Annotated in this window: 19 protein-coding genes and 4 pseudogenes; 9 read left to right on the plus strand and 14 right to left on the minus strand. The window is 54.4% G+C overall.

The window, feature by feature from the left end:
• Positions 1 to 53 precede the first annotated feature (53 nt).
• The 4 genes and pseudogenes from J2Y56_RS09715 to J2Y56_RS09730 all read right to left on the minus strand — a co-directional run bounded on the left by J2Y56_RS09715 (position 54) and on the right by J2Y56_RS09730 (position 4,544).
• The gene (locus tag J2Y56_RS09715; RefSeq protein ID WP_310349907.1) at positions 54 to 1,697 is read right to left on the minus strand and encodes an acetolactate synthase large subunit; all 1,644 of its coding nucleotides are present in this window, start codon (positions 1,695 to 1,697) and stop codon (positions 54 to 56) included.
• Between the two features lie 224 nt (positions 1,698 to 1,921).
• The gene (locus tag J2Y56_RS09720; RefSeq protein WP_310349909.1) at positions 1,922 to 3,277 is read right to left on the minus strand and encodes an MFS transporter; all 1,356 of its coding nucleotides are present in this window, start codon (positions 3,275 to 3,277) and stop codon (positions 1,922 to 1,924) included.
• Between the two features lie 407 nt (positions 3,278 to 3,684).
• A pseudogene (locus J2Y56_RS09725) lies at positions 3,685 to 4,008 on the minus strand (histone-like nucleoid-structuring protein, MvaT/MvaU family); the annotation flags it as partial.
• Between the two features lie 185 nt (positions 4,009 to 4,193).
• Complete coding sequence (locus J2Y56_RS09730; protein ID WP_310349911.1) at positions 4,194 to 4,544, minus strand: hypothetical protein; 351 nt, start codon at positions 4,542 to 4,544, stop codon at positions 4,194 to 4,196.
• Between the two features lie 217 nt (positions 4,545 to 4,761).
• Here J2Y56_RS09730 and J2Y56_RS09735 point away from each other — a divergent pair, with 217 nt between their 5' ends.
• On the plus strand, positions 4,762 to 5,556 hold the full coding sequence (locus tag J2Y56_RS09735; protein ID WP_310349913.1) for an SDR family oxidoreductase: 795 nt from the start codon (positions 4,762 to 4,764) through the stop codon (positions 5,554 to 5,556).
• A 79-nt stretch (positions 5,557 to 5,635) separates the two neighbouring features.
• Here J2Y56_RS09735 and J2Y56_RS09740 read toward each other — a convergent pair whose 3' ends face one another.
• Positions 5,636 to 6,550, minus strand: coding sequence for a LysR family transcriptional regulator (locus tag J2Y56_RS09740; protein ID WP_310349914.1), 915 nt, complete (start codon positions 6,548 to 6,550; stop codon positions 5,636 to 5,638).
• A 106-nt stretch (positions 6,551 to 6,656) separates the two neighbouring features.
• Between J2Y56_RS09740 and J2Y56_RS09745 the strand changes: the two genes are divergently transcribed.
• The 4 genes from J2Y56_RS09745 to J2Y56_RS09760 all read left to right on the plus strand — a co-directional run bounded on the left by J2Y56_RS09745 (position 6,657) and on the right by J2Y56_RS09760 (position 9,667).
• Positions 6,657 to 7,514 carry a sugar phosphate isomerase/epimerase family protein gene (locus J2Y56_RS09745; protein WP_310349916.1) on the plus strand — a complete coding sequence of 286 codons (858 nt, stop codon included), beginning with the start codon at positions 6,657 to 6,659 and terminating at the stop codon, positions 7,512 to 7,514.
• 77 nt (positions 7,515 to 7,591) lie between these two features.
• Positions 7,592 to 7,996: a nuclear transport factor 2 family protein gene (locus J2Y56_RS09750; protein ID WP_310349917.1), complete on the plus strand. Its 405-nt coding sequence runs from the start codon at positions 7,592 to 7,594 to the stop codon at positions 7,994 to 7,996.
• Complete coding sequence (locus J2Y56_RS09755) at positions 7,993 to 8,958, plus strand: LLM class oxidoreductase (protein ID WP_310349919.1); 966 nt, start codon at positions 7,993 to 7,995, stop codon at positions 8,956 to 8,958. Before J2Y56_RS09750 ends, J2Y56_RS09755 begins: the two co-directional genes overlap by 4 nt.
• 25 nt (positions 8,959 to 8,983) lie before the next feature.
• Positions 8,984 to 9,667, plus strand: coding sequence for an MFS transporter (locus tag J2Y56_RS09760; protein ID WP_310349921.1), 684 nt, complete (start codon positions 8,984 to 8,986; stop codon positions 9,665 to 9,667).
• Here J2Y56_RS09760 and J2Y56_RS09765 read toward each other — a convergent pair.
• Positions 9,602 to 10,328: pseudogene (locus tag J2Y56_RS09765) on the minus strand (metallophosphoesterase family protein). The gene J2Y56_RS09760 and the pseudogene J2Y56_RS09765 overlap by 66 nt on opposite strands.
• 264 nt (positions 10,329 to 10,592) lie before the next feature.
• The gene (locus J2Y56_RS09770) at positions 10,593 to 11,000 is read right to left on the minus strand and encodes a glutathione S-transferase N-terminal domain-containing protein (RefSeq protein WP_310349923.1); all 408 of its coding nucleotides are present in this window, start codon (positions 10,998 to 11,000) and stop codon (positions 10,593 to 10,595) included.
• A gap of 202 nt (positions 11,001 to 11,202) precedes the next feature.
• Here J2Y56_RS09770 and J2Y56_RS09775 point away from each other — a divergent pair, with 202 nt between their 5' ends.
• Positions 11,203 to 11,670 (plus strand): helix-turn-helix domain-containing protein, encoded by a 468-nt coding sequence (locus tag J2Y56_RS09775; RefSeq protein ID WP_310349925.1) that lies wholly within the window; start codon positions 11,203 to 11,205, stop codon positions 11,668 to 11,670.
• A 219-nt stretch (positions 11,671 to 11,889) separates the two neighbouring features.
• A pseudogene (locus tag J2Y56_RS09780) lies at positions 11,890 to 12,216 on the plus strand (endonuclease); the annotation flags it as partial.
• Between the two features lie 67 nt (positions 12,217 to 12,283).
• Here the strand turns inward: J2Y56_RS09780 and J2Y56_RS09785 are convergent.
• Positions 12,284 to 12,649: a hypothetical protein gene (locus tag J2Y56_RS09785; RefSeq protein ID WP_007946976.1), complete on the minus strand. Its 366-nt coding sequence runs from the start codon at positions 12,647 to 12,649 to the stop codon at positions 12,284 to 12,286.
• Positions 12,650 to 12,900: 251 nt separating this feature from the next.
• Here J2Y56_RS09785 and csrA point away from each other — a divergent pair, with 251 nt between their 5' ends.
• Positions 12,901 to 13,095 carry a carbon storage regulator CsrA gene (csrA, locus tag J2Y56_RS09790; protein WP_007938114.1) on the plus strand — a complete coding sequence of 65 codons (195 nt, stop codon included), beginning with the start codon at positions 12,901 to 12,903 and terminating at the stop codon, positions 13,093 to 13,095.
• Positions 13,096 to 13,285: 190 nt separating this feature from the next.
• On the opposite strand, the gene J2Y56_RS09795 is transcribed toward csrA, so the two are convergent.
• Together J2Y56_RS09795 and J2Y56_RS09800 are read right to left on the minus strand one after the other, a co-directional pair.
• A complete protein-coding gene (locus tag J2Y56_RS09795) occupies positions 13,286 to 13,741 on the minus strand; it encodes a DUF2214 family protein (RefSeq protein ID WP_310335248.1) in 456 nt (151 codons plus the stop codon).
• A gap of 394 nt (positions 13,742 to 14,135) precedes the next feature.
• Positions 14,136 to 14,330, minus strand: coding sequence for a hypothetical protein (locus tag J2Y56_RS09800; RefSeq protein WP_007946974.1), 195 nt, complete (start codon positions 14,328 to 14,330; stop codon positions 14,136 to 14,138).
• Between the two features lie 170 nt (positions 14,331 to 14,500).
• Between J2Y56_RS09800 and J2Y56_RS09805 the strand changes: the two genes are divergently transcribed.
• Positions 14,501 to 14,710 (plus strand): hypothetical protein, encoded by a 210-nt coding sequence (locus J2Y56_RS09805; protein ID WP_007946973.1) that lies wholly within the window; start codon positions 14,501 to 14,503, stop codon positions 14,708 to 14,710.
• Positions 14,711 to 15,779: 1,069 nt separating this feature from the next.
• Here the strand turns inward: J2Y56_RS09805 and ltrA are convergent.
• The 4 genes and pseudogenes from ltrA to J2Y56_RS09825 form a co-directional block, all read right to left on the minus strand.
• Positions 15,780 to 17,039: pseudogene (gene ltrA / locus J2Y56_RS28440) on the minus strand (group II intron reverse transcriptase/maturase); the annotation flags it as partial.
• 498 nt (positions 17,040 to 17,537) lie between these two features.
• Positions 17,538 to 19,280: an ABC transporter substrate-binding protein gene (locus J2Y56_RS09815; RefSeq protein ID WP_310349929.1), complete on the minus strand. Its 1,743-nt coding sequence runs from the start codon at positions 19,278 to 19,280 to the stop codon at positions 17,538 to 17,540.
• Between the two features lie 48 nt (positions 19,281 to 19,328).
• Complete coding sequence (locus tag J2Y56_RS09820; protein WP_033049407.1) at positions 19,329 to 19,601, minus strand: DUF2160 domain-containing protein; 273 nt, start codon at positions 19,599 to 19,601, stop codon at positions 19,329 to 19,331.
• Positions 19,602 to 19,614: 13 nt separating this feature from the next.
• Complete coding sequence (locus J2Y56_RS09825) at positions 19,615 to 20,415, minus strand: carbohydrate ABC transporter permease (protein WP_007946968.1); 801 nt, start codon at positions 20,413 to 20,415, stop codon at positions 19,615 to 19,617.
• Between the last annotated feature and the right edge of the window lie 6 nt (positions 20,416 to 20,421).

Genomic DNA, 20,421 nt, shown 5'->3' on the forward strand with positions numbered 1-20,421 from the left:
GCTCCTGTACTCACTCATAAAAGTACGGCGGGCATTGGGTTGCCCGCCATGCATCAAATGGCAGCGCTACGCTCGCGCAACTCCGTGTTCAGGATGCGGTCGTTTTCGCTGTAATCGACCGGACAATCGATCACGTGTACGCCCGGCGTTTTAATGCAGTGCTCCAGCAGCGGTAGGAAGCCTTCCGCACTCTCAACGCGATGGCCATTGGCGCCATAAGCCTCTGCGTACTTAACGAAGTCTGGGTTGCCGTAGTCCAGGCCGAAATCGGTGAAGCCCATGTTGGCCTGTTTCCAGCGGATCATGCCGTAGCCATCGTCGCGCAGGATTACAACAATCAAGTTCATATTCAGGCGAACTGCTGTCTCCAACTCCTGGCTGTTCATCATGAATCCACCGTCCCCGCATACCGAGATCACCGGGCGATCTGGATACACCAAGTGTGCGGCCATAGCCGATGGTAATCCCGCCCCCATAGTCGCCAATGCATTGTCCAAGAGGACGGTATTGGGCTTATGAGCCTTGTAATTGCGGGCAAACCAGATTTTGTAGATGCCATTGTCCAAAGCAACGATGCCTTCGGACGGCAACACGCGACGAATGTCCGCAACCAAACGCTGGGGATAAACCGGGAATCTGTCGTCGTCTGCACCTTCAATGATCTGGGCTTCGTTTGCCTCTCGAATGGCCATCAAGCGAGTGAAGTCCCAATGGCTGGTGTCGTTCAGGGTTTCGCCGATTTGCCAGACGGCATTGGCGATGTCACCAATCACTTCAATCTGCGGGAAATACACGGCATCAACCTCAGCGGAGCGGAAGTTGATGTGGATGACTTCGGTACCGCCACGAACCATGAAGAAAGGCGGCTTCTCGATCACATCGTGGCCGATATTGACGATGAGATCGGCAGCCTCGATGGCGCGGTGAACAAAGTCTCCCGACGACAATGCGGCGTTGCCGAGGAAACGAGGGTGGCGTTCATCAACCACGCCTTTGCCCATCTGGGTGGTGATAAATGGGATGCCGGTATTGTCGATCAGTTGCTTCAAAACCTTTGCAGTCATCTTGCGGTTGGCACCAGCGCCAATGACCAGGATTGGGCTGCGCGCTTTCTGCAGCTTCTCGACAGCTGCCTCGACAGCTTTGTGCTCCGCCAATGGACGACGATGCAAACTCGGAGGGATCGGCATGCTATCGGTTTGCTCAGCGGCGATATCCTCCGGAAGTTCCAAATGGACGGCTCCGGGTTTCTCTTCTTCCGCTAGACGAAACGCTTCACGCATCCGTGCAGGGATATTGTCTGCCGAGGCGAATTGGTGCGTGTACTTGGTGATAGGAGCCATCATGCCGCAGACGTCGATGATCTGAAAACGGCCTTGCTTGGACTTTTTGATCGGCTTTTGGCCAGTAATCATCAGCATTGGCATGCCGCCCAGATAGGCGTACGCGCTGGCAGTCACCAAATTCGTTGCACCTGGCCCAAGAGTCGACAGACTGACACCGGTTTTGCCCGTGAGACGACCATAAGTAGCGGCCATGAAGCCGGCAGATTGTTCATGGCGCGTCAGCACCAACTTGATCTGCGACTTGCGAAGGGACTCTAGCAGGTCAAGGTTTTCCTCACCGGGAATACCAAAGACGAATTCCACACCTTCGTTTTCTAGACATTGCACAACTACGTCAGCGGCCTTGGCCATCTTGCTTATTACCTCTGGTTGCGGAGAGCGGGATTAGAATCCCTAGGAACGTAATGATGAAGCTTGATCGGATAATCGGTGACGTATCGACGCTCACCAGAAAGTTAGCTCGTTGATAAATGCATGAACAGGCGAAAAAAATGGTGGTATCCACAAGCCAACCTCTGCCTTATGAATACCACCATTAAAATTTTTCAATCGTTGAGCAAGCTTTTACTAAAGGTTCAAGAGCTCAGGGCTGCTACTCGCTGTTGACGCTCCAGTTCCTTCGTATTTTGGCGACCGATATAGAACACTAAACAGATGCCCACTACGCACATACCTGAGAGCGGCAGAAGCGCCAAAGGGAAGCTCCCAGTGTGTTCGCGGATAACGCCGACAAAGAAATTAAGAACACCAGTACCGAGGTGACCAAGTGTGTTAACCGCCGCAATACCAGCGGCAAGTACAGCCGGAGAAAGGGTTTCGGATGTGAGAGCCCAGAACGGCCCTTTCAATGCAAAGTTACCAATCAGTACCAACGACAACAGAATCAACGTAATCGTGAGCGAATCAGTAAGCAAAGTGGCTGCGAAACTGATTGCGGTAACTGCCAGCGGGATTGCGGTGCTGAAGATCCGCTCGGCTTTTTTGTCAGCTCGCATGCCCCAGAAGATCATGAAAACCGCGCCCAAGCCGAACGGGATCATATTCAACAAACCGGTTTGCATATCAGTCAGGTGAAAGGATTTAAGGATCTGAGGCATCCACAGCGAAAGCGTGTTACTGGTTGCAGAGATGCTCATGTAGATGACAGCTAACAAGAGGACGTTTTTGTTAGTCAGAGCGGCCATGATCTTGCCTCTAGTCTTCTCCTTGGTCAGACCTTTCTCACGCTCCTTAACTTCTCTCTCCAGCCTTTCTGCCTCGAGACGATTGCTGAGCCAGTCTTTCTGATCTGCAGTCAGCCACCGCGCTTCAGACGGTTTGCTCGGCAAAAGGAACAACGTCAAGACGCCCATGATTACCGCAGGAAGGGCTTCGAGCATCAACAGCCATTGCCAGCCTCGGAAATCCAAGAACCCATCCAGTTTTAAAAGGACTGCCGAAAGCGGTGAACCGAGGAAATTAGACAGTGGCACGGCAACCATGAATACAGCCACGATACGTGCCATGTATGCCTTGGGGAACCACTGAGTGAGGTACAGAATGACGCCTGGGAAAAAACCGGCTTCAGCAGCACCAAGCAAAAAGCGCGAAAGGCCGAAGGAGTAAGGGCCCGTGATGAAGGCAGTAAAAAATCCTACAATCCCCCACGTAATCATGATTCGCGCAATCCAGCGTCGAGCGCCGAACTTTTCCATCGCAATGTTGCTTGGCATTTCAAAAAGCACATAGGCGACAAAGAAGAGCGTCGCGCCAAACCCGAATATGGTTGCAGTCAACCCAATGTCTTTGTTCATCGTCAACGCGGCAAAGCCGATGTTTACGCGATCCACGTACGCAATGAAGTAGCAAAACATCAGGAACGGGATCAGCCGCAGCGTGAGCTTTCTGACGACCGCTTTTTCCACTTCGCACTTTACTGTCTGGTCATTCATGATGGGCCTGCTAGGTTGCTTATTATTGTGCAAAAACGCAATGCAATCATCGTAACCCTACCTGCGTTTGTCAACAAAAAAGCGCAATGTTGCCGACCATCGGCATTTCCTGCCACACCTCAAACAAGACACAGTCGCTGAGTGCCCGTGGATCCTGCATCCTAGGGAAATATCGTTGAGAAAAATGTAAGACTAGCTCAGGACTAGAGCAAAAAAATCCCATAAATCTGACTTTATTGTTTAATAAAGACAAAATATCGGTAAAAGTGTGAAGCCTATCGCTTCCCCCTCTGAACGCTTCAGGATGGAGCGTTGGCGGTTCGGGCCAGGCGGATGCGCGCAACGCGTCGTGCCTGACCGCCTCCAAAAGCCCCGAATATGTCGGGGCGATTGTCGAAGCCAGCGGCTCAGTCAGCAAAATGCCGCTCGTGCTCAAACCAAACTCCCTTGGTCAACCAAGACTCAACGGTCGCGAAGCCGTGCTCAGCTCTCCATTCCTTCAGGGTCTTGTGATTGCCACCTTTGGTTTCGACGATTTCACCGGTGTTCGGGCTCTTGTAGAACTTAACCTGGCATGGTGTCCGAGTACTGGCTTGGGGCTCGGCAACTGGTGCACGTCGATCAGACTTCGGATCAAGCAGGTTGATCACGTCTTTTAGGCTGTAGCTGTATTCACCCAGCAGTGCACTCAGCTTGGTCTCAAATTCAATTTCTTTCTTCAAGCCAGCATTAATGCAATCACACGCCTGATCTCATGGATCAAAAGTTCTTCGTCCATAAAGGTGCCTTCCTAGACTTTGCCGGTAAGAGGCAGCCACAGTTTGCACACCCGCACTGCATGCGGTAAGCCATGTTATAGGGACGGCTGAGAAGCGAAGCCCTTCTGCCCGCCCCGAATAAAGTTCGAAGCCCCTAATCAACGCGGGCTATATTGCTTGATGAGCTTCCCAAATTTCCGCAGACCTATCGCATCAGCAGCGGATGGAGAGATGGCGTTCATGAGCGTCATCATCTTGAGCAGCGCGCCACCCATAACATGCTCCTTACGTCGCTGGCGGATCGTGGCGAGGATATCGCGTGCAACTTCATCAGGCTCGCATAGGTCGACGCCCATCTTTTTCCACATGTCGAAAAACGGGGACTCCGACTCAGTGTTGGAGGGGGCGGGCCCGAAGAACGACAGGGATACGTTTGTCCCTTCAAGCTCGCGATTGGCGCCTTGCACGTAGCTCGCCAGTGCGCCGCGGGTCGCCGCATAGGCGCTCATAAACGGCAGCGCCACCCGGCCACCCAATACGCCACGGTTCTACAGTCACCCGTCCAGGACGGCGAGTACGCTGCTCAGGCGGTTGTCGATCTGCTGAATGGCAAGAAACCCGAGAACGTACGTTACCTGCCCCAGCAAATTATCACCAAAGCCAATGTTAGTGAGTGCAACGCCGCAGTTGGCCGCTGAACCCAATAAAGTCTAAAAGGAGTTAAAAATGCCTGCACAAATTTCTTTCGAGTTGCCGCACGCTGTCGCCGTTTCGGGTGCAGCTTCAGGTCTGGGTCTGGAAATCTGCCAACTGCTCGTAGACAACGGTGTATATACCGTGGGCGTCGATCTTACAGATGCCGCAGCTCAGCTAAAGGAGGCTCACGGCTATCATCACGTGTCTGGGGATGTCACTGAAGAAACAACTTGGCAAGCCGTGGTCGATTGCCTTAAAGACAGCGGTTATCACTCCTACGGACTGGTCACCTCAGCGGCAATTCTGGACGTTGGGTTGGTGACAGAAAATACCAAAGCGCAAATCCTACGCACCTTCGACGTCAACGTGGTGGGTACTGCCTTGGCAATGAAGGCGCTGATCCCATTGATGGTAGAAACTGGGGGTGGCTCCATCGTCGCTGTTGCTAGCGTAAACGCGAGTTTCGCCGAACAACAACTGGCGCTCTATAACGCTTCTAAAGCAGCAGTGCGCCAACTCGCTCGGACTGCTGCTTTGGATCACGCAAGACAAGGCATCCGTGTGAACGTACTGAGCCCTGGTGCCATGATGGCCGGATTGTTCCAGCGTCACCTAGAGTCGGCAGCGGATCCTGACCTGTTCCACAAAACCCGTGCGAAGCGTCAGCCTGTGGGTCGCATCACCTCTGCCCGTGATGTAGCAAGGGCTGGGCTGTTCCTGCTGTCGAATGGTGCTGGTGCTCTTATTGGATCGGACATCATTGCCGATGGCGGGCTGACCACCAGCTTTGATTTCCGCACTGGCGAAGAAGGCGCCTCGATCTAATAATCGGAAAACGCCAGCGGGGTTCACCTGCTGGCGTGCTCGTCAGTTTAAGTCAGTCACCATACTTGTCAGATCTCCCTCAATCCAACGCCCCGCGCTCAGCCCTTACTACCAGTTCGTCCACGACACGTCGAACCTTCGGTAACAAATGGCGAGTCTGTGGCCATACCGCATGGATCTCCACGTCACCTGGATTGTATTTTTCAAGAACCTGGACGAGCCGCCCCGCCTCAAGATGATCTCGAACTAAAGAGCTCGGCATCTGGCAAATGCCCTGCCCGGCCACTGTCATGGAAACGATGGCATCGCCATCTCCAACCTCATGAGTACCGGGTGGAGTGATGCGTGTGAGTTCTCCGTCCACATCCAGGACACTCCAACTCATCCGCTGCCCACGTCGGTAGTTCACGATGCAACTGTGGTTCTGCAGCTCCTCTAGAGATTCAGGGCAGCCGTGCTTCGCGAGATATCTGGGTGCGGCACATATGATCTGCTTCTGCACGGTAAGTCGACGAGCTACAAGGCCGCTGGAATCCTTCAATGTCCCGAAGCGGATACTAAGATCAATCCCCTCTTCAATCAGGTCAATGACGGCATCGGTGAATGTAACCGTCAACTTGAGAGCGGGATTCGCATCCAGGATTTCCAGTAGCACCGGCAGCACAACGCTTCTGCCATAGGCGGCAGGCAGATCAACTCTCAGGCGTCCACTGGGCGTTTGTTGGTGGCTGGTCAATGATGCCTCTGCAGCGAGGATGTCATCTACTGCAGCCGAGCAGCTTGCGAAGTAGGCCTCGCCATCTACGGTCAGGCCCGAGCTTCGTGTCGTTCGATGAAAAAGTTTGCATCCGAGCCGTTCTTCGAGCTTCGCGATGCTTTTCCCCACCGCTGACTTGGTGATGCCAAGCCGGTCGGCAGCGACGGTAAAGCTTCCAGCCCGCGCCGCAGTAACGAAAATCAGCACACCACTTAAGGCCTGTTCAACCTGCGCCATTGTCTACCTTTACTCCACTATGAAAGGAGCATAATGAGGTTTATCGCAACAAAGCTCTACCTTAGTCTGTTCTCACGTTGATTCCAATCCTAATGAGGACAGAGAAATGAAGACTCAGAATATTGAACTGCTTGCTGCGTATTGGACTATTGCAGGTGACATCTATCCGATGGGCCCCACCGAAGTCAGCCCGTACTCGTTCGAGGATCGGATGGAAGCTGCGGGCAACGCGGGCTTTAAAGGCATCGGCTTGGTTCACAACGGCATGATCGATACCGTCGACAAGATTGGATATCCCGCCATGAAAGCCATTCTCGAAAAGAATGGTATCAAGCATGTCGAGTTGGAATTCCTGGTTGACTGGTATCACACCGGTGAACGTCGCCGTCAGTCGGACAAGGTTCGCCAGGAGCTACTCGAAGCAGCCAAAGCTTTGGGCGCTCGCTCCATCAAGATCGGCCCTGGCATCGGTGAGGACACTGCGGATATCGACGTGATGGTCAAGGAATTCACCCTGCTGAGCCAACAGGCTGCAGAGGTCGGTGCCAACGTCGTTCTGGAAATTATGCCTTTCAGCAACGTGCGAACCATCGAAACCGCTTTGGCCATCGTGGAAGGCGCCAACCAGCCAAACGGCGGTCTATTGCTCGATATTTGGCACCTCCAGCGCGGTGGCATTGACTTTAACGATATCACCAAGATCCCGGCTCGCTTCATCAAGTCGATCGAGCTCAACGACGCTCACAAATACGCCATCGAACCACTGTGGATGGACACCATTCACAAACGCGTCCTGCCAGGCGACGGTACCTTCGACATCCCGGCATTCATCAAGGCTGTTCAGGCTGCTGGCTATGAAGGCCCATGGGGTCTTGAAGTGCTGTCCGACACTCACCGCATGCTTCCTCTAGAGCAGATGGCAAATAGCGCCTACGAAAAAACCATGAGCCAATTCGGCAAATAACTCAGTCGTCGCACCTGCTTTCAGCTCCCCACGCGGAGCTGAAAGCCCCCTTTTTTCTCAATCGGAGCCGCGAAACTGTGAGCACTGAAAAAACCCTCGAAGTGATCCGCACCCTTTTCGCAAAGATCTCGTCCGGACAAAGCCCGGAGGCCATTGCGGAGTGCTTTAGCCAAGATGTGGACTGGAGCATTCCTGGTGCTTCTGACATAGCTCCTTGGGTTGGCCAGCGCAAAGGCCGTGCTGCAGTGGCTGCGTTTTATCGCGACTTTGGAACCTATCTGCAGCCCCAAGAATTCAACATCAAGTCGTTGATGGCCGACTACGAACGCGGTGTCGCGCTCGGCTCACTGCAGTGCCAGGTCATTCGTACTGGCAAAACCATCATCAGCGAGTTCGCGATCGAATTTGAAGTCATCAACGAGCTGATCACGCGCTACCGCTTCTTCGAAGACTCCTATGGAGTTGCGGTGGCTGCCCAATGAGTTTTGGCGTCGATCTGAGTCACCATACTGGATTCGAGCGTGCCTTCCAACAAGGGCGCCTCACCCTCGGCTTCATCATGGCAATTGAATCCTATAAGGGCGCAGTACCGACGCTGGCCAACCACGCAGAACTCGCCTGCCGCGCTGAGCAACTTGGCTTTGCAGCACTCTGGGCTCGCGATGTTCCGTTGCTCGACCCAAATTTTGGCGACGTCGGTCAGGTGTTCGACCCTTTCGTTTACCTGGGATACCTAGCCGCCAAGACCGTACGCATAGCGCTGGGGACATCCAGTGCGGTACTACCGTTGCGCCATCCGATTCACCTGGCGAAAGCCGCTGCATCTGTCGATCAGTTATCCGGTGGACGCCTGCTGCTGGGCGTGGCATCCGGTGATCGCCCGGTCGAGTACCCTGCTTTTGATATTGATTTCGAGACGCGAGGGCAAAGGTTTCAAGACACCTTCCACGCGTTGCGGCAACTGACAGAAGAAACGTTCCCGAGGATGGGCACCAAGGGCCTGATCAGCATGGATGGGCAAACGGATCTTCTGCCCAAACCAGTCCATAACCGCATACCGGCGCTGGTGACAGGCACGAGCCGACAATCACTGCCATGGATCGCCGAACACGCTGATGGTTGGCTCTACTACATCCTGGATCACCAGACGCTCCGCGCTGCAGCCAAGGACTGGAAAGCCCTTGTTGCTGAGCATTGCCCAGGTAAATTCAAGCCCATGCTTCAAGGCATGAATTTCGACTTGGCAGCGAACCCGAATGAGATGCCTCAGAAGATTCACTCAGGCTATCGGATGGGCCGAAATGCGCTGATTCAGTTCCTGAAAGAGGATGAGCGTATCGGCGTTTCGCATATGGCGTTCAACCTCAAATATGGCTCAAGGCCGGCAGATGAGGTCATGGAAGAGCTCGCCGAATTTGTCCTTCCACACTTCCCTAGCCACTAAGCTTCAAGCCAATGAGTCCTGATTAATGTCCGTGTCACGCCCTCTGTGGCTATACATTTTGTTGTTGGGTGCCGTCACAGCGCTGCCACCACTCTCTATCGATATGGGATTGCCTGCAATTGCCGACATCAGTCAGGCGCTTGGCGTATCTCTAGCGTCCGCTTCTCAAACTCTGAGCGTGTTTATCTTCGGATTCGTGCTGGGGCCATTGCTCTTTGGGCCACTGTCCGACCGGATCGGTCGACGCCCTATTCTTCTCGCCGGCTTGGTGGTGTTTGCCATCGCAGGCATTGCCTGCACCTTTGCTCAGGACATCACCCTGTTGCTCAGTGCGCGCTTCCTACAAGGATGCGCAGCCGGAGCGGCTGCAACACTTCCCATTGCCATTGTCAGAGACCGTTTTGAGGGTGTTCAAGCCCGCAAGTTGCAGAGCCATTTGGCACTGGTCAATAACCTTGCGCCGCTGATAGCACCACTGCTCGGCTCAGCGATTCTGGTGGTGGCTAACTGGCGGTGGATCTATGCCGCGCTGGCCGTATGCGGCGTGATTCTCTGGTTCCGTGCCCAAACGAGTTTTGATGAAACCGCTACGCGCAAAAGCTCGCACGCCGCCGCTTCGCTCCTCACTTCCTATCGCCAGCTCTCAAAGCTCGATAATCAGATCAGGAACAAAACCGGTATTCTCCCCTGGATAGCCGCGCGGATTTGAAACCAAACGGCAGCTATTTTTGATGAAGTTTGCCGCTACATGCGTATGCCCGTAGATCCAAAGATCAGCGTCCCCCAACAAATCCGACCAGTCATTCGCATAGGCAGCCGCCAGGTGACCTGCATGCTCTTCAGAGATAGTCAGCCACTGGCGCATGATGGGTGATAACCACGGTTTTGCCATCGAATGGCGTGTCTAATGCCTGAGCCAACCAGTTGTAGGCCGTCTTTGATTTGGCGATCAGATCAGCAGGCCGCAAGCGACGGTAGCTCGCATCAGCTCTTATCACGCGAAAATCATTCATCCACTCCTGCGCAGTGCGGATCGCAGCATGGATGTCTCCGGTCAAACTGTAATCCGTCCACCCCGTGGTAACCAGAAAACGAACCTGATCCAAAATCAGAGCCTGATTTTCCAACACATGCACATGCGGCAATGCCGCCTCTTTCATCTTGCGCAACGTGTGATCTATGTGACCACCGTAGTGCTCGTGATTTCCGCACACGTAGATCACCGGGCACTGGAACACTTCATTCGCCCATTTCACTCCTCGCGATTTCAGGTCGATGTCACCGGCGAGAATGACGACGTCAGCATCACTGTTGATGGGTTCGAACCTGGAGAACTCATTGTGCAAGTCGGAATAGATTTGGAGTTTCATTGGAACATTCGGCTTGATTGGTTTTCGGTGTACCCAGCTTTGTGAAAATCGTGGCTATTCACTTAGCTCGGTGACATCTGTCTCCACTTACTCTCGTCATTCAGCATCTGAACCGAAGAGATCATTCGATCTTCGTGACGAATTTTTAGATAGACGTGGTGCCAATGCGCGAGGCCTTCGCCAAACATGCCAGGTACACCTGCAATATCACTTTCGTAGGTTCTGAACATTTTTACTCCAGCTTCGCGCTATCGCAGGTGCGACCTAGAGACGAAATGAAATAATTGTTTTAAGGCTAACTGATTTTTCATGCCCATTGCCGCACAGGACGTAAATGGTGTTTCGGGTCTCAAAGAGAAAACCGTCCTGAAAAGAAGTAGCGAAAGTGCTGCGCACCCAGTCCCCTACATCAAATCGTCGCTCACTGTCAAAAATAACATTGTCCGCAAAAACCACCATGGGCAGTTGGCCAAATGCATGGATTTTTTTTAGTTCGTCTTCTGTCACGTCCACTCGAGCAAGAATCCAGTCTTCGACCAAACAGTAGGGTTTGTTCGGGAAGCGAGTCTTCACAAGCTCTATGAGGGCTTCATCGCTCTCCTCCGACCCAGCCAGTGGCTCACCGGAGCCGTAAAGCAGTTCGCCTTGTTCTTTGTATTCGTCTTTGCTCATCCCAGTGAATCTCCGTCAATACATCTGATATGTTCGCGTCTACCCCTGCCAGGGATGACCCGCATGCAGTCGCCGCATGTTGTCTATGCAGAAACACTTCGTCCAAACGGCGGAAGAGCCTCAACAGTTCCGATAATACCATTAAACGAGGTTTATCGGAACCGGCCGCGTATGGCTCTATCCTCGTTTTTTAGGACGGATCATGTCGCTCAAGAAAGAGATTGCAGGCGCGATCAGAGCAATCCGCACTACGCGAGGATTAGATTACGGCGATCTGGCTGAGGTCAGCGTTAAAGCCAACATTGGGAATTTGGAGCAAGGCAGAAGCAGCATTACGCTGGAGAAGCTGATTGAGCTATCCGACGCGCTTCAGTTTGATCCTGTCGCCCTGCTTGCCATCTGCTTGGCCACACACAAAGACGAGCCCTATGTGATCACGCTCAGCCGGGCACGGGATCAGCTGGACGCATTCCAAGCTGAAGGAGGACTGGAGCTTTTACGTGGTCAGCTTGTTGGCAAAGAATTGGTGAAGCGTCCTAGAGGAAAGCCTGGCAACACTCAGGGTGCCGAGGCTGTTAAGGCTCTCAAGGCTGCTGGGTTTAGTCAGGCAGAAGCGGCGGAGAAGCTTGGGCTGGCGAAGTCGACCGTACATAGGTACTGGCATTCGTGAACGCAATAGCCGTCTTGAGAGCGTTCATGAAGATGGAAGCTCGCTCCGATCCATCCACTACCGTCTATCGGATGTTAGCAGGAATGTCCAAACCCAGAAATGTCAACGTTGACACGTTTTTCATTGAAAAATACGGATAAAAATCTACATAAATCGTTGTTTATATTATTTTTTATACATAAATCCTCACCATGTCAACGAACGGCAGTACCGTATAATGAGGTGAACGGCGATCGCAATAACTTCAGTTTTGGTTGGCTGCCGGTGCAAACCGGTCAATATGGCTCATGCCTGACTCAGGTCGATTTCAAGGCGAAGAAGGTCATGCCCCGCCCTTCCATCCGCGGCATGATAGCCCGGACTTATTTTTACATGAGCAAGCAGTATGGTTTGAGCTTGTCGAAACAGGATCGCCAACTGTACGAGGCCTGGAACAAAACCTATCCGGTTGAAGCCTGGGAGCGTCAGCGCAACCAGAGCGTGGCGTGCGTTATGGGGCGTGGGAATGAGTTTGTCGGGCCAGTGAATATGAAAGCCTGCAGCTGATCACCCACTGATAGCTAAAAGGCCTCGGTTTAATACCCGAGGCCTTTTGCGTTTCCAGCCGTCTGCGTTACTGGACCGCAGGACGCTCTAGCACCAGCACTTCAATATTCTGTTTCTTGGCCCGTTTGAGCGCGGCAGCCACCTCTGCCTGCTTGGCCTCGGTCTCGGCTTTCGAGCTGTATGGTCCCATCAGAATGCGCGCCTTGCCATTTTCCATGACGACGTTGGAAACGAAGCTATGCTCGATCAACCAGCCGCTCAAATCGCTGACAGCCTGGGGGGTTACGCCTCGCACTTCGAGGTCCCATTGCGGCCCGCTAGCCGCCGTGGGTGCGGAGACGACTGCCGGTTTGGACGCCTGGGCATCGACACCCTTGCCCTCACCGCACCCAGCCAGCGCCAATACAGCGATTACCAAGACCATTTTGCGCACAACGGTTCCCTCTTAATGCTGAAAGCGGTGATTTTAACATTCATGAATACTTCCCGAGTGCCGCAAAATGGGCACAAAACAACGAGAATGATGGTGGCCGCCTCTGTATAGTTACGCCTTGGGAATTAATGCAGCATCTGCGCGTCAGAAAGAGGCACCCAAACCGTGAGACTTCGCACTAATCTATACGTACCACCGACCTCTGCACTGTTCGAAATCAGGTGCCCTACAAAGCAATCAAGGAGAAGACCATGCTGATACTCACCCGCAAAGTCGGTGAAAGCATAAACATCGGTGACGATATTACGATCACTATCCTGGGCGTGAGCGGCCAGCAAGTCAGGATCGGCATCAACGCCCCGAAAGACGTTGCAGTGCATCGTGAAGAAATCTACCAACGCATTCAGGCTGGCCTTACCGCGCCGGACAAGCCACAAACCCCCTGAATCCTGTTGCAGTCAGTAGCCAGCCCGTTCGCCCTGAACAACGGCTGGCTAAAGATTCGAGCGCCGTATTGCCCGCCGTTTACACATTCACCTCTCTCGCCAAAACATGCAGCCGATAGTACCGGCATGTCCCAGGCGATGAATGTCAGACATTTCCGAATATCCCCGAGGAAGGACCTACCGCAATCGGTTAACCAAAGGTTACTCCGCGCGCCATTCCGGTCGCTGCTACGACCATCAGCAATACCAGCAATGCTTCGACATGACTGATTCGGGCAAACAGCTTTGCGCGCCCGGTATCGATTGCCGAGCCACGGGCAAGCGCAATTCGCCACTTGATCAGCGCCAGCATTGGAGCGACCTCAAGCAGCAAAATCAATATGAAGAGCGTCATCTTGAGATGGAACAGGGGTTGGTGAAGGTAGTAGTCGGTACCTTTTTCGTACCCACCAAAGGCCCGCAGCCCACCGGTAACCAGGAGGATGACGGCGCTGATCCCCCACAGATTATCGGCCATCAGCACGCGACGAGGCTCCCCTGTCCCGGCCGCCAGTCGACTGAATGCCGTGCCTCGGGTTAAAACCGCCCAGAAGCCCAACGCAAAAGCAAGTAAGTGAATCGCCGCAAGAGACCAATGAACCAGCATCGATAGACTCCATCAGACCGAGATTGAGTTTGGCCTGTCAGTAGTAGCCCAAAAACCCGGTACTTGCCCGATTTGAGGCGGCGGCACCTTGACGCTCAAAGCCCCCATGACAAATTTCAGGCAAAAAAAATCCCAAGCAGCTGATGGAAGCTTGGGACTTAAAAATGCATAAACCGTGGTGGTGAACGCGGGGCGATAATATCCCAACACTCACCTTGTAACAATATAATTTCGCTCACCGCCTGGTTAATAACATTCGTAACCCTTTAAATATCCACACTATTTTTACGGAATCTATCAAATCAGCAGACCGTTCGCCTTAATCAGAATGCCCACACTGCCCGTCATTGCGGTCGCCAGACGTGACGAGCCCAGCGCTACGGCTGGGCTCCGGTTATTTTCTGTTTTCCATCATCTTGTCGGCGAGGGTCTTGGCTCTTTCAATCAACAGGTTCTGCCTGTCTTCGTGAGTAGCCCCTCCTACGACTGGTGCCGTCAGATTGCTTTCCGCAATCAACGCAGCGCAGAAATATTGATCCCAAACAGCCCTGCCTTCAGATGCCTGCTTGTTCATTTGATCAGCGATCATATGCGGCTCCTTTTGGTGAGGTAGCACCGCTATCTTACGCCTGAATCGTGAACAACCTTTGCCGATGAAAGCAATCAGCACGAGTAGTGGGGCAATTTATGGGATCTGATGGAGTTCCTCTCGCTCGTGAATTCCCCCTGCTACGCTGAAATCTATACGGAGGACTCGCGATGCCAAATTCTGACTTGCTCCCTTCCCTGCTTTTCAAACTCAACGAAAATCAGCTCGCCCTCGAAGCCGCAATTTGGGAACTGTCGAACTGGGTCGAGCAGCGCGGATCAGCTGACGTCGCCGACAATGTGCGCTGCACCCTGGACACACTCGACAAGAATGAAGAATTCATCAAGATGACTCTCGCCGTGCTAATGGCGCCAGAATAAAAAAAGATCGAAAGCCATCAGCCCCTCCCAACGAGAGTCCTTGCTCTGCGAGTAGTGGCCCTTCGAAAGAAGGCCCGCCGAGCGCGGGCTTTCAGTAATCTACTCATCGCCTCCAAGGGGAGAAGATAGTCCGCGCCCCTTATTGGATCGGGATCAACATTTGGCGTTGAGCAGCAGTCAAGGTGTCAATGGAGGCAATGCTTAAACCGGCAGGAACGCTGACGGCGACAGGCGTGCCCATATCGGCGGAAACACTCTCAGGCAGTTTGTACATTGCACCTGTCAGCGGATCAACGATCAGTAAACCGATGACGCCACCAATCAAGATATTGCCCCAATACCAGCCGCTAAGCCCAGAGTCCAGCTCGACGGTTTGGTCTGGGTAGCCTGCCTTCTTGAATTTCAGGGTGTAAGTCTCGCCGCTGAAGTAGCCGTGACCCGATTTCAGCGTGACCGTGCTTGGGGTATTACCCGAATGAACCACCTTTCCACTCTTGTCCAAAACATCAAAAGAAGCGCCTGCAGGGGCGCTTGACACCGCAACAGGGTATTTGCTGTCGCCAACGATGCTAGCGCAGCCCGACGTTAAGATCGCGGCCACAACAATGGTCGCGCCAAGAGTTTTGCGAATAAGCATAAGGTTTTCTCTTTTTTTTGTGCCGTCATTGGCTACCCGCATTGCGCGGGTCGGGCTGATTTTACCCGGGTGATATCTTTTTGCCACCATCAAAATATCCGCCAGAGAAGCTTTTCTTTTTCGGCCGGCGAGCGCGCTATCTTCCACGAGACCCGCTCTCGCAGTTTGCTGTACGAACAACAGGATTTTGAGCATGAAAAATCCAGGCTTGAAAGGGACGCTGATGTGAAGATGACTGGGTACTATCAACCAGGAGACAGGGATGAGGCAGTGGTCTACAGGAAGATCAAAGCTGACCCGAATGTGTAGCGCGGCGGCTTTTTTTAAATCGCAGACATCGGCATAGGGGACGGCCTTCATAGGCCGCTCCCCTGCCACACCACCCGGCATGCGGGTCCGCACCGGGCGGTTCGAGAGATTGAGGTTATGAGAGTCGCACCAATCCAACACTCGATTCAGCTCAAAGCGGCTATTACGCCACCAACTATAAGAGTTGACCGCCACTTTCCGGGCCGATTGGCTGCTGGCTCCCAGCGCCCTCAGTTCGCGGTAGATCGTCGTTCCACGCCTCCATTGTTTAAGCTGGATCGCTCGCAATCGGTGACGCATCCACTCGTCCAGCCCTCGCCAGACTTTGGGCGTTTGCGACAACCCGAAGTAAGTTTTCCAGCCCAGAAGATAAGGCCGTAGATTTTCGACAACCTGTCGCAGACTGCGACCGCCCGAGCGACGGGTGAGTTCGCGTATTCGTTGCTTGAACTGCTGACGCGCCTTGACCGCTACTGCTCTTTTGACGCCTTGTGGAGATGCCCAGAAAGCGTATCCCAGAAACTTGCGGCCAAACGCGCTCGCGACCGCACTCTTGCTTTCGTTGACGCTCAAGTGCAGCTTTTCATACAGACGCGTCAGCAAAGCCATCACCCGCTGCCCCGCCTTTCGGCTGCGAACATACACATTCGCGTCGTCGGCGTAGCGCACGAAACAATGACCTCGACGTTCAAGCTCACGATCCACTTCGTCCAGCAGCACGTTCGCCAGCAACGGCGACAGCGGGCCGCCTTGCGGCGCCCCGCAGCGGCTGTTCTCGACCACGCCATTGATCTGCGTTCCCGCATCCAGATAAGCCCGGATCAGCCGTATAACGGCGCGATCCGCAATCCGTTTGCCGAGGCGATCAATCAGGATGTCGTGATCAACCCGGTCGAAGAACTTCTCCAGATCAACATCCACGACTACTTTTCGGCCTGAAGATACGTAGCGCCGAGCCGCCGAAACAGCATCCTGAGCACAGCGTCCTGGCCGAAAACCGTAGCTGTATTCACTGAAAGTTGGATCAATAAGTGGCTGCAGGACTTGCAACAGCGCTTGCTGTATCAGCCGGTCGGTAACCGTCGGGATACCTAGCTCGCGCTCGCCACCGTCAGGCTTGGGAATTACCACACGCTTTACCGGACTGGGCCGGTAGGCGCCTGAAATGAGCTGTTCACGAATCGCCGCCCACTGAGTCAGCAGATGTTCGGCCGTCTGTTCAATATCCAGACCGTCGACGCCCGCAGCACCCTTGTTGGCCTTGACCCATTTCCATGCCCGTTTCAGGTTTTCTCTCGCAAAGGCCCGCTCCAGCAGCCCTTGCCCTGCGTTATCGGGTTCATCTTGCGGGCGATTGACCTCGTCGCTGACGGGATTTCTCACGGTTTCACCGCTCGTCGTCTCCATCCGCCCCGCGTTTGGCAGGCATCTGACTTCCAGTCTTTCGCATCAACATGGCCTATAACACTTTCTCTCGTTCGGCCCTTCGTCAAAAAAAAGACTACTACGGCCTCTGCTGACTTCTCGCTCCGGCTAGCGCCGTCGCCCTTTCAGGCGCGAGGCGAGATCGCCTCAGGTAAGAACGCAATCCTTCCCCGCACAACCGCCGGATTTACGTTGCCGCCCCTTTGACCACAAGAGCTTTGCGGTTTGCTGCCCGCTCGCCCTGGTCGGCATCGCCTTGTATCCGGTTCTTGTCCATCGGCTCGCGGTTTCGATTCACGCTTCCTCCCCACACTCAGTCGCCCTCATGCAGTTGCGCTTCACTTCGTTCGCTGTGGTCAGCTTACGGCGGGACTTTCACCCACAAGATTGCGCCCATGCTGGGCGCACAAAAAAACGGCACCTTTCGGTGCCGTTCGCCTTTCTCAGTGCAGAAGCTTACTTAGGCGCGTTCGCCCACGACTTCAGCAGCTCGTTGTAGTTGACGGTTTCACCCTTGGGCTTCTCGTTCGCCAGTTTCGGCTTCGGTGCACCTGGTTGATCGAACCAGTATTGCGCATCGCGCTCGGGGTTCATTTTCGGTGCGCAGGTGGTTTGCGCCTTCGAACGTTCCAGACGGGTCATGATCGCGTCCTGATCCTTGGCCAGACCGTCCAGTGCCTGTTGCGGGGTTTTCTCACCGCTGGCCGCTTCGGCGATGTGGCTCCACCACAGTTGCGCCAGACGCGGATAGTCCGGCACGTTGGTCCCGGTCGGGGTCCATTGCACACGGGCCGGGCTGCGGTAGAACTCCACCAGGCCACCGAGTTTCGGTGCCAGGTCGGTCATCGCTTGCGAGTTGATGTCCGACTCGCGGATCGGGGTCAGGCCGACGATGGTTTTCTTCAGCGACACGGTTTTCGAAGTCACGAACTGCGCATAGAGCCAGGCGGCAAGTTTCTGCTTCTCAGGCGTGGACTTCATGAACGTCCAGGAACCCACGTCCTGATACCCCAGCTTCATGCCTTCTTCCCAGTAGGGACCGCGCGGCGACGGCGCCATGCGCCATTTTGGCGTGCCATCGGCGTTTACCACTGGCAGACCCGCTTTGGTCATGTCGGCGGTGAATGCGGTGTACCAGAAAATCTGTTGGGCAATGTTGCCCTGGGACGGCACCGGACCGGATTCGGAGAAGGTCATGCCCGCCGCTTCCGGTGGCGCGTAGGCCTTGAGCCAGTCGACGTATTTCTGAGTAGCGAAAACCGCCGCCGGCCCGTTGGTGTCGCCGCCACGGGTCACGCTGGAGCCCACGGGGTGGCAATCCTCGACACGAATGCCCCACTCGTCCACCGGCAAGCCGTTGGGCAGGCCCTTGTCGCCAGCCCCAGCCATGGAGAACCAGGCATCGGTAAAGCGCCAGCCCAGGGACGGGTCTTTCTTGCCATAGTCCATGTGGCCGTAAACCCGCTTGCCGTCGATTTCCTTGACGTCTTCGCTAAAGAATTTGGCGATGTCTTCATAGGCCGACCAGTTCACCGGCACGCCCAACTCGTAGCCGTACTTTTCCTTGAACTTGGCTTTCAAGTCTGCCCGTTCGAACCAGTCGGCGCGGAACCAGTAGAGGTTGGCGAATTGCTGGTCAGGCAGCTGATAGAGCTTGCCGTCCGGGGCCGTAGTGAAGGAGATGCCGATGAAGTCCTTGAGGTCCAGGGTCGGCGAGGTGAAGTCCTTGCCTTCGTTGGCCATCAGGTCGGTGATCGATTCAGTCTTGCCGTAGCGCAAGTGAGTACCGATCAAGTCCGAGTCATTGACCCAGCCGTCATAAATGCTCTTGTCCGACTGCATCACGGTCTGCAGTTTTTCCACCACGTCGCCTTCCTGCAGCAGGTCGTGGGTCAGCTTGATGCCGGTGATCTCGGTGAACGCCTTGGCCAGCACCTTGGACTCGTATTCGTGGGTGGCGATGGTTTCCGAAACCACTTTGATGTTCATCCCGCGAAACGGCTCCGCCGCCTTGATGAACCACTTCAGCTCTTCCAGCTGTTGATCGGCTGTCAATGTGGATGGCTTGAACTCACTGCCGATCCATTTTTTCGCAGCGTCTTCATAGGCATCGGCCCAGGCCGAAGCGCTCAACCCACTGAGTGCCAGCATGGCTGCCAATGAAATGCTATGTCGCAGCTTATTGTTTTTGTCGAACATAGAGACCTCCTGTTTGGGTTTCGGGACACCATTTGCCGAGCGATTCGACTAGCCCCAACGCATCACAGCCAACAGCCACACCAGGGACAACGCGGACGCTACCCAGATGCTCCAGTCGGTGACGCCAATTACCAGCAAATGCAGGTAGGCGCTGCCGAGAAGACCGATAAACAGCCGATCGCCACGGGTGGTGGCAATCGGCAACAAACCCCGCCGAAGAATGCTCGGCGAACGTAATTCCCAGGTCGTCATGCCCACCAGAATCAGGCCAATGACGATGAAGAACACTGCGGTGGGGACCGTCCAACTCATCCATTCCATCATCATCAGTTCCTCATACCCGACCCAGGGCAAAGCCCTTGGCCACGTGGTTTCGAACAAACCAGATCACCAGCATGCCCGGCAGGATGGTCAACACCCCCGCCGCCGCCAGCACGCCCCAATCGATGCCCGACGCCGAAACCGTGCGGGTCATCACCGCCGCAATCGGCTTGGCATTCACCGACGTGAGCGTTCGCGCCAGGAGCAATTCAACCCAGGAAAACATGAAGCAGAAGAACGCCGTGACGCCGATGCCGGAACCGATCAGCGGGATAAAAATCTTCACGAAAAACTTGGGAAAACTATAGCCGTCAATGTAGGCCGTCTCGTCGATTTCCTTGGGAACACCGGACATGAAGCCCTCAAGAATCCACACCGCCAACGGCACGTTAAACAGGCAGTGCGCCAAGGCCACCGCGATGTGGGTGTCGAACAAACCGATCGAGGAATACAGCTGGAAGAACGGCAACAGGAACACCGCCGGTGGCGCCATGCGGTTGGTCAGCAGCCAGAAGAACAGGTGCTTGTCGCCGAGAAAGCGATAGCGCGAAAACGCATACGCCGCCGGCAGAGCCACGCTCAGGGCAATCACCGTGTTCAGGCTCACGTAATACAGCGAGTTGAGGTAACCGGTGTACCAGGCGGGATCGGTGAAAATCACCTTGTAGTTATGCAAGGTGAAATCCGCGGGGAACAACGTCAGGCCGCCGAGGATTTCGGTGTTGCTCTTGAACGACATGTTCAGCAGCCAGTAGATCGGCACCAGCAGGAACAGGATGTAGATCAGCAGCGGTATCAGCTTTCTCTTGCTCATGGCGGG

It is taken from the genome of Pseudomonas sp. BE134, assembly GCF_031456105.1.
GTDB lineage: Bacteria > Pseudomonadota > Gammaproteobacteria > Pseudomonadales > Pseudomonadaceae > Aquipseudomonas.

Bases quoted from the DNA above. Each gene is read 5' to 3' on its own strand.
- J2Y56_RS09715 (WP_310349907.1), bottom strand. From the start codon at position 1,697: ATGGCCAAGGCCGCTGACGTAGTTGTGCAATGTCTAGAAAACGAAGGT.
- J2Y56_RS09760 (WP_310349921.1), top strand. From the start codon at position 8,984: ATGTCCGTGTCACGCCCTCTGTGGCTATACATTTTGTTGTTGGGTGCC.
- J2Y56_RS09820 (WP_033049407.1), bottom strand. From the start codon at position 19,601: ATGGAATGGATGAGTTGGACGGTCCCCACCGCAGTGTTCTTCATCGTC.
- J2Y56_RS09805 (WP_007946973.1), top strand. From the start codon at position 14,501: ATGCCAAATTCTGACTTGCTCCCTTCCCTGCTTTTCAAACTCAACGAA.
- J2Y56_RS09815 (WP_310349929.1), bottom strand. From the start codon at position 19,280: ATGTTCGACAAAAACAATAAGCTGCGACATAGCATTTCATTGGCAGCC.
- J2Y56_RS09770 (WP_310349923.1), bottom strand. From the start codon at position 11,000: ATGAGCAAAGACGAATACAAAGAACAAGGCGAACTGCTTTACGGCTCC.
- J2Y56_RS09825 (WP_007946968.1), bottom strand. From the start codon at position 20,415: ATGAGCAAGAGAAAGCTGATACCGCTGCTGATCTACATCCTGTTCCTG.
- J2Y56_RS09720 (WP_310349909.1), bottom strand. From the start codon at position 3,277: ATGAATGACCAGACAGTAAAGTGCGAAGTGGAAAAAGCGGTCGTCAGA.
- J2Y56_RS09730 (WP_310349911.1), bottom strand. From the start codon at position 4,544: ATGAGCGCCTATGCGGCGACCCGCGGCGCACTGGCGAGCTACGTGCAA.
- J2Y56_RS09795 (WP_310335248.1), bottom strand. From the start codon at position 13,741: ATGCTGGTTCATTGGTCTCTTGCGGCGATTCACTTACTTGCTTTTGCG.
- J2Y56_RS09740 (WP_310349914.1), bottom strand. From the start codon at position 6,550: ATGGCGCAGGTTGAACAGGCCTTAAGTGGTGTGCTGATTTTCGTTACT.
- J2Y56_RS09775 (WP_310349925.1), top strand. From the start codon at position 11,203: ATGTCGCTCAAGAAAGAGATTGCAGGCGCGATCAGAGCAATCCGCACT.
- J2Y56_RS09735 (WP_310349913.1), top strand. From the start codon at position 4,762: ATGCCTGCACAAATTTCTTTCGAGTTGCCGCACGCTGTCGCCGTTTCG.
- J2Y56_RS09800 (WP_007946974.1), bottom strand. From the start codon at position 14,330: ATGATCGCTGATCAAATGAACAAGCAGGCATCTGAAGGCAGGGCTGTT.
- J2Y56_RS09755 (WP_310349919.1), top strand. From the start codon at position 7,993: ATGAGTTTTGGCGTCGATCTGAGTCACCATACTGGATTCGAGCGTGCC.
- csrA (WP_007938114.1), top strand. From the start codon at position 12,901: ATGCTGATACTCACCCGCAAAGTCGGTGAAAGCATAAACATCGGTGAC.
- J2Y56_RS09745 (WP_310349916.1), top strand. From the start codon at position 6,657: ATGAAGACTCAGAATATTGAACTGCTTGCTGCGTATTGGACTATTGCA.